At 51.7% G+C, this 11,667-nt stretch carries 12 protein-coding genes and 1 pseudogene; 7 read left to right on the top strand and 6 right to left on the bottom strand.

The window, feature by feature from the left end:
* The 7 genes from tssI to PPL9_RS17125 form a co-directional block, all read left to right on the top strand.
* The coding region (gene tssI / locus PPL9_RS34710) for a type VI secretion system tip protein TssI/VgrG (RefSeq protein ID WP_200962331.1) at positions 1–1,077 on the top strand (1,077 nt) is incomplete at its 5' end.
* Between the two features lie 9 nt (positions 1,078–1,086).
* The gene (locus PPL9_RS17150) at positions 1,087–1,449 is read left to right on the top strand and encodes a hypothetical protein (protein ID WP_057463835.1); all 363 of its coding nucleotides are present in this window, start codon (positions 1,087–1,089) and stop codon (positions 1,447–1,449) included.
* A complete protein-coding gene (locus tag PPL9_RS17145; RefSeq protein WP_057463834.1) occupies positions 1,442–3,034 on the top strand; it encodes a YwqJ-related putative deaminase in 1,593 nt (530 codons plus the stop codon). The genes PPL9_RS17150 and PPL9_RS17145 overlap by 8 nt, the downstream gene beginning before the upstream one ends.
* A 13-nt stretch (positions 3,035–3,047) precedes the next feature.
* Positions 3,048–3,548 carry a hypothetical protein gene (locus PPL9_RS17140; RefSeq protein WP_057463833.1) on the top strand — a complete coding sequence of 167 codons (501 nt, stop codon included), beginning with the start codon at positions 3,048–3,050 and terminating at the stop codon, positions 3,546–3,548.
* 6 nt (positions 3,549–3,554) lie between these two features.
* Positions 3,555–4,214 carry an endonuclease V gene (locus PPL9_RS17135; protein ID WP_057463832.1) on the top strand — a complete coding sequence of 220 codons (660 nt, stop codon included), beginning with the start codon at positions 3,555–3,557 and terminating at the stop codon, positions 4,212–4,214.
* A 9-nt stretch (positions 4,215–4,223) separates the two neighbouring features.
* Positions 4,224–4,514 (top strand): PAAR domain-containing protein, encoded by a 291-nt coding sequence (locus tag PPL9_RS17130; protein WP_057463831.1) that lies wholly within the window; start codon positions 4,224–4,226, stop codon positions 4,512–4,514.
* Positions 4,504–4,884: a hypothetical protein gene (locus PPL9_RS17125; RefSeq protein ID WP_057463830.1), complete on the top strand. Its 381-nt coding sequence runs from the start codon at positions 4,504–4,506 to the stop codon at positions 4,882–4,884. Before PPL9_RS17130 ends, PPL9_RS17125 begins: the two co-directional genes overlap by 11 nt.
* Positions 4,885–5,268: 384 nt before the next feature.
* Here PPL9_RS17125 and soxR read toward each other — a convergent pair.
* From soxR to soxB, 6 genes and pseudogenes are all read right to left on the bottom strand, one after another.
* Positions 5,269–5,631 (bottom strand): annotated as a pseudogene (gene soxR, locus PPL9_RS17120) (redox-sensitive transcriptional activator SoxR); the annotation flags it as partial.
* A gap of 604 nt (positions 5,632–6,235) precedes the next feature.
* Positions 6,236–7,501 carry an NAD(P)/FAD-dependent oxidoreductase gene (locus PPL9_RS17115; RefSeq protein ID WP_057463829.1) on the bottom strand — a complete coding sequence of 422 codons (1,266 nt, stop codon included), beginning with the start codon at positions 7,499–7,501 and terminating at the stop codon, positions 6,236–6,238.
* A 105-nt stretch (positions 7,502–7,606) separates the two neighbouring features.
* Positions 7,607–8,308 (bottom strand): c-type cytochrome, encoded by a 702-nt coding sequence (locus PPL9_RS17110; protein WP_057463828.1) that lies wholly within the window; start codon positions 8,306–8,308, stop codon positions 7,607–7,609.
* Complete coding sequence (locus PPL9_RS17105) at positions 8,305–9,360, bottom strand: c-type cytochrome (RefSeq protein ID WP_057463827.1); 1,056 nt, start codon at positions 9,358–9,360, stop codon at positions 8,305–8,307. The genes PPL9_RS17110 and PPL9_RS17105 overlap by 4 nt, the downstream gene beginning before the upstream one ends.
* Positions 9,344–10,609, bottom strand: coding sequence for a sulfite dehydrogenase (gene soxC / locus PPL9_RS17100; protein WP_082596924.1), 1,266 nt, complete (start codon positions 10,607–10,609; stop codon positions 9,344–9,346). The genes PPL9_RS17105 and soxC overlap by 17 nt, the downstream gene beginning before the upstream one ends.
* Before the next feature lie 39 nt (positions 10,610–10,648).
* Positions 10,649–11,667: thiosulfohydrolase SoxB (soxB, locus tag PPL9_RS17095; RefSeq protein ID WP_082596923.1), on the bottom strand; the 1,019-nt coding region annotated here is incomplete at its 5' end.

Below are 11,667 nucleotides of genomic sequence, written 5' to 3'. Positions count from 1 at the left end.
GCCGGCTTTGAGGTTATGCCCGCCCGTCTGCCATACCGACCCAAACTGCTCAAAAAGCCCTTGGTGGATGGCCCCCAGATCGCCCATGTCACCGGACCGGAAGGCGAAGAGATTTACTGCGACGAACATGGCCGCGTGAAAGTCTGGTTCCCCTGGGACCGCCACGGCAAGAAGAACGACACCTCCTCCTGCTGGATCCGCGTGTCCTCCAACTGGGCCGGCGCCAGCTGGGGCCACATCGCCATCCCCCGCATCGGCCACGAGGTCATCGTAGACTTCCTCGAAGGCGACCCGGACCAGCCCATCATCACAGGCAGAACCTACCACAACAACAAGTCCCCCTACCAACTGCCGGACCACAAAACCAAGATGGTTATCAGGTCCGACAGCCATAAAGGAGACGGGTTTAATGAGATCTCGTTTGAGGATCAATCTGGTCAGGAGCAGATCTATGTCCATGCCCAAAAAGACCAGGATATTCACGTCGAAAACAACCGTGCCAAGCGTGTTGATGTGAACCAGTCAGAAAGCATCGGACACAACAAATCCATCGAAGTGGGCAACAGCCACCACGAAGTGATTGGCGGCAACATGACGTTGATGGTTGGTCCCAACAAGCTTCAGCAGTTCGTCACCGAGAAGTTCCAGGCCGTAGAAAAAGCCCTCGGCAAAAAGATCGGCGGTATCGCCGGAACCCTCGGCAAGTTCGGCCTCAACATGGGCGAAGGCAACCTAGTCATCGGCGTCGGCAAGAACAAGGCAGAAACAGTGATGGTGTCTTCAACGGAGATAGTCGGGGCAGCAAAGTCTGTCACAGTAGGAGGAGGCCTTCAAACTACAGTTGGAGGATTGCGCAACGATTCAACGGCTCTTGGACATTATCAAGAGGTCGGCCTCGCGAAAACAACTGTGGTTGGTAAAAGCTATGACATCATTGTGGGTGATAGCAAGGTCTCGTTGGAGGCGGATGGGACTATCAAAATGGTCGGCAAAAACATCTCCGTTAATGGCACGAAAATTACTGTCGAAGCTAAGGATCAACTGATCCTTAAAGGCGGCAAAGTCAACATTAACTAGGAGCTGGACATGACGATTGTGACATCACCAGCTTGGCTAACCGAAGCTGCAAAATATAAAAGCAAACGCGACGCTGCCCGCGAGGATTTCGTGGGAAAAATGGGATTAAAACCACTCAAATCTTTAGCCGACCTCTCCCTCAGCCCATCAACTCAACTTCCAATCGTGCAGGGCCTTCTTAGCAAGGCCAATCCTCAGGGCTCCGGTGATATAGCCGCAGGTTTGAAAGAGCTGGCCACAGCTCTTGTGTCTACGGGATTGGGACAAGCCGGTCCCATGGCAGACGTTGGCGAGACATTGCTCGACTTCGGTAGTCATGTACCGCAGCAACTGCGACAAAGTCATTTCATGGAAGTTCTAGAAGATGACTGATGCAGCTTTTCCTGACATTCAAACTGAAGGCTCCCATCTTGACCCTGACGTTTCCATTCAAGGATACACCTATGATAAAATTATGGAGTATTGCACGGCGGTTTATACGCTTGGTCTCATAACTGAACTCGCAGGAACTACGGACGAGCAGAAAGCTGCACAAGCCGCAGTTAAAAATGCGCTGAAAGGGGTTGCTGAAGCCGCTACTGGTTATGCAGAAGCAGCGGCACTTGCTCTTGATGATAATACGATACCTTTTTTGGGGGCCGCCTACCTGACCGCCAATAGGTTAGCTATGGGGGGAGCACAAAGTGTTGCAGAATTCTTTGACCACGATCTGGGTTTTAAGGAGCATACAAGCAACCTTGACCGCATGATCCGAGATAGTGTCGCGGTCGATGTAAACCAGGTATCTCAAGCAAGTATTTGGGCTAAGACCAACCTTGAGAGCATCACAAAAGATACATGGCTTCCTGACTACACTGCCGATACCTCCTTTGAGCAAAGAAAAATAGCTGAGACACAAGAGATCGTTGAAACGCGCCAGGCAAAAGTCGAACAGGTGTTAGACAGCTTGTGGAAGGCCGTTAAAGAAGTAGCAACAAAGAGATATAACCAATTCATAAGTGACTGGGCAGTTGGTGGGCTTGAATATGCACTCGGAACGCTTGGAGTTGATGCGGCCTTTTTGGCTATAGAGACCATGATTGGTGTTGCTGTTGGGTTGGTGACAGGCGGTGCCGGAGCCGTTGCACTGAAATTGGTAGTTAAATTAGGTGAAAAATCCGCCAAAATGGCGCGGGTCATTACTGTTGCCATTAAGCTTGCTGACGCACCTGATAACAGAACGGGTTCCTTCAAAGTAAGTGAAAATTCAGTCGTAGAGCATGCCAAGAAGAATAAAGCATTCGGGGATGATTTAGGCGGTACACCTAATACTGCACACAGCGCCAAACACGAGTCAGGCGGACCTGATAGCGGAAAAAGCAAGGATGGCACCGAGGAGGAGCGAGAAGACGAGGACGAGGAACCTAAAGGAAGGAAAAAGCCTCTTTCAGAAGAACACCGCAAGAAGCTGGAAGATGAGCAGCAGAAAATGTTTGATGAAACAACGGGTAATCCTGATAGTCCTCATTATGTTTCCAAAAGGAAACGTAGCCCAGTTTTAACGTCAGTTATTGATCCCGCTACAGGCGAAGTTTATCATGGCACCAATGGCGGTTTGCCGGGGGACATTAAATCAAAAGATCTTCCAAGTAACTTGCATCCAGTTCTGCAAAAACGAGTGAACAATTACACTAAAGCTCTGGAAGAGAACGATACAAGAAAAAGATTTCCAGATACCAATGATCCAGTAAATGGTGATCCAGGTCACCACTCAGAAATATGGGCGCTCAATCAGGCGTTAAATGCTCGAAAAGAGTTGGGTATGCCTGTGAATGAAAGCACATTAGATGAGCTGTTTCTATCGAACCGAAGCTTGGAGAAAAAAACTTTTGGGAAGCATAAGAAGAAATGCCCTGATTGCGAAGAAATAACTAAAGGTGCCGATGACGTAACTGGCAATATTAATTTCAGGGATTAGGATTGATGGTGTGATGAAATATATCAAACGAATAAGCTATGATTTTGATCTTTATAACGAAAGTGATCTTTTCGTAACATACGATGATAAACCTTTTACAGGTGTATTGTTTTGTGAAGAAGATGGTGTTCTTGTTGGAGAGGAGAGTGTAGTTGGGGGTGTGAGGAATGGTTTTGCACTTGATTACTTCTCAAATAAGCAAGTCGAAGGAATTCAGCAAGTACAGTCGGACTGCAATATAGGTATTGATGCACGATGGAACGAGAATGGTGAACTTATATTTGCAAGAAAAAAATGGGGTGGACTGACCGTTGAGGAACTAAGCAGCGAGGGAGGGATACTGGTTTATGAAAAAAAAGCAAATAACGAAGAAATTTCAAGACGACTGACTTCAAAAGTATTCAATATGTACAAATACAGATCTGAGTCTGTTTATGATCTTCTTGCTGAAGCCGAAGAAAAAATTAAGAATGGCACAGTGTTTGACGACCCGAGATTATATAGTGAAGGTTAGAGAATTTTGTCTTCACTCTCACCAAATTTAAAGCTGTATTTACATGAGCAAAAGAAACTATCTGAGCGCGTTATCTTAGAGGATTGTGTCAATGCGGTAAACTTAGTTGCTGGTGTTGATGTTTCCTATAGCAATGATGGTAAGTATGCTTGTGCCGTCATTATCGTTCTTGATGCAGAAACGCGAGAAGTATGCGAACAGGTTCACAGTGTTGGTATTCCAGATTTTCCGTATGTACCTCAATTTCTCGCCTATCGAGAAATGCCGCTCGTGAGCGAAGCTTATTGCCAGCTCTCAAGGCGGCCTGACTTATTCTTTTACGATGGCAATGGTACGTTGCATGCTCAAAAATGTGGGGCAGCAAGCCACTTTGGTGTTGTCTTTGATGTTCCAGTTATTGGTTGTGCCAAGAATGCCTCAACTTCAATCACAAGAATTTCTGGAAACAGAGGTGATCACTCTCCGATCATCGAAAACGGAACTGTGTTAGGTGAGCAGCTTGTTACTCAAAATGGAGTAAAGCCTCTATATATTTCAGTAGGGCACAAAATTAGTTTGAAACGCTCTATTCAAGAAACTTTGAACTTCGCGCTGGATTACCGCCTGCCTGAGCCAATCCGTCAGGCAGATCATTTATCTCGATCTATTTTGAAATCAATTTATTAAGGATTTGCGATGCCAGCTGCCTATAGAAAAGGCGATATTGCCGCGGGTCATGGGTGTTTTCCACCCACGCCTTCATCTGCCGGAAGCCCTAATGTGTTTGTAAATGCTATTGCTGTGGTGCGTGTCGGTGACGGTGTCATCCCGCATGGTTGCGGCAATTGTCCACCTCATCCTCGTTCCATGTCCGCGGGATCTGGATCTGTGTTCGTCAATGGCCGCGCGGTATGCCGAGTGGGCGATGCTGTAGGGTGCGGTGGCTCCGCTTCCGCTGGATCAGGAGACGTTGAAATTGGCGGCTGATCAAGAGAAATCAACACCTGGAGCGTTCGACTTGGGAGAAGGCCTCACGCCAGTAGATGTATGGCAAGGCCTTCATGCCAGCGAACCTCTCTGGATTGCATCTGCGGGCGTTGACGGTGGCAACGAAAATCAGACCCGTATTGACGAGACAGATCTAAGCCTTCTGAAGAAACTGGAAACTTTCCCTGCGAAAAGATGGGCTCAGATGTGTGATGGCATCGGTTGGACAGCGCTTGGTGCAACTGCATTGTCTTGGTGCCAGAGCTCTAACAATCAAGCCTTCAAAGTCGCATGGTCGAATGCAGTGAAAGACGAAGAACTCAGCGATAGTCAAAAGCGTGCATTAAAGCTGGCAAAGGCTCACGATTAAGACGGTACTAGGTGCACCTGAGTTAATGTCTCAAGAGTATCCTGATCACCTTGAGGTCCTGTCCGAGTATTGGGATGAAGGAAACGTAAGTTCTTGCGTCAACACCACGTCAACCGCTGTACGCAGTTTGAACAGTACATGGCGCCATTTGATGTCGTATACTTCGTTAACGTGTAGTGAAAGTTTCTAAGCGGGCGCAGTCGCTTGTGAGCTAACTTATTGAAAAATAATGATAGTAGGGTTTACTACATTAGAGGTTCATAACCTGAAGGTCGTAGGTTCAAATCCTAACCCCGCAACCAAAGATACAAACCCGTTATCATCTCGATGACGGGTTTTTTGTTGTCTAAAATTTGAAATAACGACAATTCAGATAACCGCACACTAGCCCTCATCTTTAAATGACTTGTCACCATAGATGAAGCGGGGGCCGCGGCCGTAGCTGGAGGCGTCGTCGCCCGCGTTGTAGAGCTCGCATTTGTCCAGAGACAAGCAGCCGCAACCCATACAGCCTTCCAGCTGCGCTCTCAGGTTCTCCATGCGTGCAATGCGCTCATTCAGATGAACTTTGAACTGCTGGCTCAAGCGTTGCCACTCAGCTTTGTTTGGCGCACGGCCTGGCGGAAGTGTCCCGAGTTGATCAGAGCTCTCTTTGATGGTGAAGCCAAACTCCTGCGCGACTAACGCAAATGACAGGCGGCGGATGTCTGCGCGGATAAAACGGTGCTGATCACCAGAGTTGCGACTGGCGGTGACGGCTTCGCGCTCCTATGTGCGTTCGTTTGCGTTATTAGCGTTGGGACTGCGTTGCTATGTCTATACAGCTCGCGAAAGTAGCTCTGGCAACACGTCAACGATAGACCGTGCTCTGTAGGATAACTCCAGCAGGCATTGGCTCAGCACTGATGCCACGAAAAGGGGATAGAATTAATCTATCCCCCCTATCTCAGATGAGGTCGATGAAATGCTCTGGAATGCACGCCGGGGATAAGTGATTTGAGCTCATTAAGTGCCAAGTGCAGTCAGCTAACAACAGCGTGACTCTACCCTGCCAGCTTGTGAACTCCTCACATGTACGGTGATAGCATGGCACCTTCCTGATACGTGTTCGAGATAACTGCTGTTGCTATCCTTCCAAACCCAGCAAGAGAGCTATGCCGCTCCATGAATCTTCAGCTCTCACAAGCCAACCGACACGTGCCCGCAGCTCTGAGGAACCAGCCAGATCAAGCGTCCAACACATAAGCAAGTGTTCAACTCACTTCAACCCAGTTCAGCCACCACCAACAAGACGCTCAGCAGTCCACTCAGCATCACCTCAAACCCGCTGAGCGCTCCGCAACCCAGTTCCTTACCCAAACATGTCCGCAGTCATACCAGCGTACCAGCCGAGGCTTTCCTCAAAGGTTTGCTTGCGCAGGGCGTCGTCCTCGTTGTTTTGGGAGATGAAGCCATCCACTTTGGCGATCTTCTCATCCGTGGCAACATAGCTTGCACCTACCTTCACGCCGTTGTCTGGTGAGATCAGCGACCAACAGGTGTTGGAGAACCGTGGTTTGAACGCGCGGGAGCCGGTGAGGGCGTGACGGATCGCCATGGCGGCAGCTTTGGCCTGGCTGTTGGCAGAATAGCCGGACTTTGGCATGTCGCCGTTCTGGGTCGCATCGCCAAGCACATGAATGTTTTCATCCATCTGGCTTTGCAGTGTTGCCGGAACGATCGGACACCAGCCCGCCTCGTTGGTCAGGCCTGCCTGAAGTGCGATGCGACCAGCCTGCATCGCCGGGATCACGTTGCAAACATCCGCTTTGATGGTCTCGTCTTCCAGCACAATTTCCATGGTGTTCGGGTCAACACGCTGAACACCTCCGGTAAACTCGTCGGTCAGCCAGTCCACCATACCTGTGTAGTGGTTCTCCCAGCCTTCCATGAACAGGCCTTGCTTGGAGAACTTCTCCTTTGGATCAAGAATGAGGATCTTGGCAGTCGGGTTCCGCTGTTTCAGCACATGAGCAACCATGGAGACGCGCTCATAAGGGCCGGGAGGGCAGCGGTACGGGTTCGGTGGAGCAACCATCGCAAAAGTGCCGCCTTCCGGCATGGCCTCAACCTGTGCCTTCAGCAACTGGGTCTGTGTGCCAGCTTTATAGGCGTGAGGCATCTTGGTTTGGGCCATTACGTCCCAGCCTTCAATAGCCCCTTTGACGAAGTCGATACCTGGAGACAGAACAAGACGATCATAGGAAATGGCATCGCCGCCTGCGAGCCGGACCACCTTTTTCTCGCGGTCCACGGCAGAGGCCCAGTCATGCACGACGGTTACGCCATACTCACTGGCCAATGTGCCGTAGGAGTGTGCCAGCTTGGACATGGGCTGAAAACCGCCAATGGCCAGATTGGAGAAGAAGCAGGTGTAGTAAGTACGGGAGGGTTCAATGAGGATCACCTCAATCGCACCATCGGAATCCTTGGCAATATAGCGGGCAGCAGTTGCCCCGCCAGCACCGCCGCCAATGATGACCACACGGGGCCGCTTTTGCCCAAGGGCGATAGGAGAGGACAAGAGCGCCGCGCTTGCAGCTGTAGTCCCTAAAAAACGACGTCGGTTCAGTCTCATATGTCAATTCCTCCCCTAAAGCGTATGCCCGGAGGTATCTCCGGTTTTGATAGGAATACGCGTGAAAACAATTATTTGAGCAAAGCTAGTCAAAGAGGCCCGGCTCTAATGCAATTCTTTAAAATAAGCCGCCAGCGCAGCAATCTCCTCCTCCGAGAGCCGTTTGGCGATCATCTGCATGACGGGATGAGGTCTATGTCCCTTTTTGTAGGCCCGCAGCGCAATCACAAAGTCTGGTTGCGACCAGCCCGTGATGGAAGGGATCCCTTTGTCCGCTCCACTGGATTGATGGCAACTGGTACATTCACCAGAAAGGTATTCGCCATACTCAGCATCTCCATCCAGATAAGTTTCTTCGTGAAGACTTGGAGCATCCTGCTGCAAAAGGCTGGCAGAGGCCTCTGGAATGTTGGCAGGGCTCACGGAAAACTGGCGTAGATAAGCGAGCAGATCAGAGCGATCCTTCTCCTTTCTCATACCCCGGTAGTTCATGCGGGTACCGGAGACGAGGTTTTTAGGGTTTTGAATGTAGATGTTCAGCGTGTCGATTGTCCAGCGCAGGCCATCAGCGCCAGCACGCTTCATGGCCTTTGAATATGTCGCGCCTTCAATCGTTGCAGCCTTCCGGTCAAACACGCCATTCAGGTGAGGGCCTATGCGGTTCTTGGCATCCTTGCCAACATCGTGGCATCGCAAACAAGCATTAAACAGGCGTTCGCCGCGCGCAATATCCTGAGCAGAGGCAACCGAAGTTGCCCCTGACAGGAGGCCGAGTGTGAGGGCGAGGGTAGGTATCAACGCTCTCATTGGGAGTGGCTCTTCAGGAATTCGATAAGCGCAATGCGGTCTTTTTCCTTCTTCAAACCAGCGAATGTCATTTTGGTGCCCTTCACAAACTTTTTTGGCTTGGTCAGGAAAACATCCAGATTTTCATCAGACCAGACAAGGCCGTCGCCATTGAGCTTTTTCAGGGCCTTGGAGTATTTAAAGCCGGAAACCACAGCGGCCTGCTGACCGATGATATCGTTTAGGATCGGGCCAACCTTGTTCTTGGCTTTCTCTCCAACCTGATGGCAGGCCTTACACTTTTTGAAGACCTTAGCACCCTTCTTGATGAGTGCATCATCAAGAACAACGGGCTCCGGAGCAGGCTCTGCAACTGGTGCTGGTTCTGCAGAAGCAACTTCTTCAGCCTTTGGAGCTTCAGTCGCAGCTGCTGCTTCCTCAGCTGCTTTCGTCTCTTCCGGTGTCACATCCAGAACCTGAGCCCGTGCGGTGATCTTGACTTCCGCTTTGCAGTCTTTCATGCAGACATCGCGCTTCTTGAAGACAGGCGACTCCTCACGGTCATCCATGTAAAAGCCGTCTTCATTGGGCAGGCGAATGGAGGTGAAGTTCTCCTGGCTCAGCTCAAAGTCATCCTCAACAAGATCATTGGCGTAAAGCAGGAAGGCGGTGATGGCGTAGACTTCATCTGGCTTCAACGACTGCGCCTCGCCAAACGGCATAGCGCGGTTCACATAGTCAAACACGGTTGAGAGATACGGCCAGTAAGAGCCGATGGTCTTAACCGGACGATCGGATGTCAGCGTGCCGTCTCCGCCGGAAAGAACCGGCCAGCGATCAACACCCTCTGCGAAGTCACCGTGGCACACGGCACAGCGCTCGGCAAAAATCTCTTCGCCTTGCTCAACGTTTCCGCGTCCGGCAGGCAATCCCTGTCCATCAGGGCGTACATCAATATTCCATGCGGCCACTTCAGCAGGGGTGGCTGCACGGCCAATATTGAAAGAACCGGCTGTCGCCGCGCTGGTGAGCAGCAGCGTTCCAGTCGCAAGAACACTAAGAAATTTCAACATTTTCCGCCTCACCATTTTCGCCAACGTACCAAGTGTGGATTCCGTTGTTGTGGTAGATGGAGTTTTCGCCGCGAACAGCGCGAAGCTCGTTTTTCGTTGGCTGGATGTAGCCCGTGGAATCGTGTGCGCGAGATTGCAGCAGCAGCGGCTTTCCATCCCAGTCAAACTCGAAATAGAAGCGATGCATGGACTTGTCGAAGCTCAGGCCATCCATTCGGGCAGCGTGCCAGTTCTTGCCGCCGTCCAACGTGATGTCCACGCGCGGAATGGTGCCGCGACCAGACCATGCCAGACCAGTCAGGACCGTATGACCGCTTTTGTGCAAAATAGGGGCCTGAGGGCTTGGATTGGTGATGATGGACTTACAGTCCATTTCCCAGGTAAAGCGCCGCGCCTTCCCGTTTTCCATCAGGTCGGTGTATTTGGAGGTCTCTTCCCTGTGGTGCCACGGCTCATCGCCCACCTCGATGCGGCGCAGCCACTTGATCCACATGTTGCCTTCCCAACCCGGAACCACCAGTCGCAGCGGATAGCCTTGTTCGGGACGCAGCGCTTCACCGTTCATCTTAAAGGCAACAAGGCAGTCATCCAAAGCCTTTTGCAAAGGAATGGAGCGGGTCATGGCGGAGGCATCAGCGCCTTCCGGCATCAACCACTTGGCGTTGGTCTTCAGGCCAGCTTCTTCCAGCAGCAACCGCAGAGGCACTCCGGTGTACATCACGTTATGGATCATGCCATGGGTGAACTGACAGCCGTTGAGCTGCGCCCCGCGCCACTCCATGCCGGAGTTGGCGGCACATTCCAGAAAGTAGATCCGGTTCTCCCGTGGGAAGCGCAGAATGTCCTCCATGGTGAACACAAGCTCTTTGTCCACCAGACCGTTGATCATCAAACGATGCTGGGCAGGGTCAATATGAGCAGCCCCGCCATGGTGGCGCTCAAAGCACAGGCCGTTCGGCGTGATGATGCCGTCCAGCTCATGCAGCGGGGTAAAGTTGATCGAACTCACGCGGTCAGCCGTCAGCCATTCCACAGTGTGCCGTTTCACATGCGCTTCATATTGCGAGGGCACGCCATAAGGCATGGCATCAACACCGTCTCCCAGCTCCTGCATCCATGGCTGCAGATTGGTGATGGCAGGGTCATTCGCCCGTGCCGGAAGCGCAGCGCCAGTCAAGGCAGCTCCACTCAGCAGGGCCCCGCCTTTCAGGAGGTTTCGGCGGGTAGGTGACTTTAGTCTTTCACTCATGTCAATTACTCGTCATCTCAAAATCCGTCAGGGTTCGCCTCACACGCCTGTGACGCGAACGGTAGAATTGGGGTCCATTGTGATGGTACCTTTGCGGCTGATGTAATCTTCAACCACCTGCCAGATCTCAGGCCCTTCGGTGTCCTCTCCAACAGAGGCCCAGCCCGAAACCACGTAGGTCCTGGCAGGATCAATGGTCTCGCCGCTCTTCAGCAGCGTCATGTTGGTCACGCGCTCACCCACTGGCTTGGAAACGTCGATGGAGTAGCCCATGCCGCCCACACGAACCATGTCGCCACCCTGTTGGTAGTAAGGGTCCGGGTTGAACAGATTGTCAGCCACATCCTCCAGAATTTCATGCAGGTACTGACCAGTCATCTCGGAGCGGTAGGCATTCGGGTAAGTCATGCTGGTAGCGTTGTGGATGTCTTCGCGGGTGATGTTGTCACCCGGCAATAGGGATGGTCCCCAGCGGAAGCCTGGAGACAGCGCAATGTCTGCTTCCCGCTCCTCAATCAGCGCCTGACAGATCAGGTCATCCCACGTACCGTTGAAGTTGCCACGGCGATAAAGCAGGCTGTCTGTGGTGCCGATGACTTCTTCCAGCTCCTCCTTGAATGGCGCACGTTCTTTTTCAATCAGCGTCGCCATTTCAGGGTCGGGAGCAATCACATCGGCAAACACGGGGATCAGCTTGTAAGTGAAATCTTTGATGCCGTTCTTGTCCACGTCCAGATCCAGACGTGAGACGAACTTGCCGTTAGAGCCGGAGGCAATGATCATGGTCTCGCCAACCTTCACCGGCTCCGGCACCGCATCATGGGTATGGCCGCTCAGGATCACGTCAATGCCGGAAACCTGCTGCGCAACCTTGCGGTCCACGTCAAAGCCATTGTGGCTGAGCAGAACGACAACATCAGCGCCTTCCTGCTTCACTTCCGCAACCATCTCCTGAATACGCGCTTCACGAATGCCGAAGGAAAGGTTCGGGAACATCCAGCCCGGATTGGCGATTGGCATATAGGGGAAGGCCTGACCGATCACAGCAATCTTGGCCC

This window comes from Pseudovibrio sp. POLY-S9 (assembly GCF_001431305.1).
Lineage (GTDB): Bacteria > Pseudomonadota > Alphaproteobacteria > Rhizobiales > Stappiaceae > Pseudovibrio.
This window is presented reverse-complemented; position numbering and strand designations above follow the sequence as displayed.

Coding starts and splice junctions, on each gene's coding strand:
- PPL9_RS17150 (WP_057463835.1), top strand. CDS start 1,087: ATGACGATTGTGACATCACCAGCTTGGCTAACCGAAGCTGCAAAATAT.
- PPL9_RS17145 (WP_057463834.1), top strand. CDS start 1,442: ATGACTGATGCAGCTTTTCCTGACATTCAAACTGAAGGCTCCCATCTT.
- PPL9_RS17140 (WP_057463833.1), top strand. CDS start 3,048: ATGAAATATATCAAACGAATAAGCTATGATTTTGATCTTTATAACGAA.
- PPL9_RS17130 (WP_057463831.1), top strand. CDS start 4,224: ATGCCAGCTGCCTATAGAAAAGGCGATATTGCCGCGGGTCATGGGTGT.
- PPL9_RS17115 (WP_057463829.1), bottom strand. CDS start 7,501: ATGAGACTGAACCGACGTCGTTTTTTAGGGACTACAGCTGCAAGCGCG.
- PPL9_RS17110 (WP_057463828.1), bottom strand. CDS start 8,308: ATGAGAGCGTTGATACCTACCCTCGCCCTCACACTCGGCCTCCTGTCA.
- PPL9_RS17105 (WP_057463827.1), bottom strand. CDS start 9,360: ATGTTGAAATTTCTTAGTGTTCTTGCGACTGGAACGCTGCTGCTCACC.
- soxC (WP_082596924.1), bottom strand. CDS start 10,609: ATGAGTGAAAGACTAAAGTCACCTACCCGCCGAAACCTCCTGAAAGGC.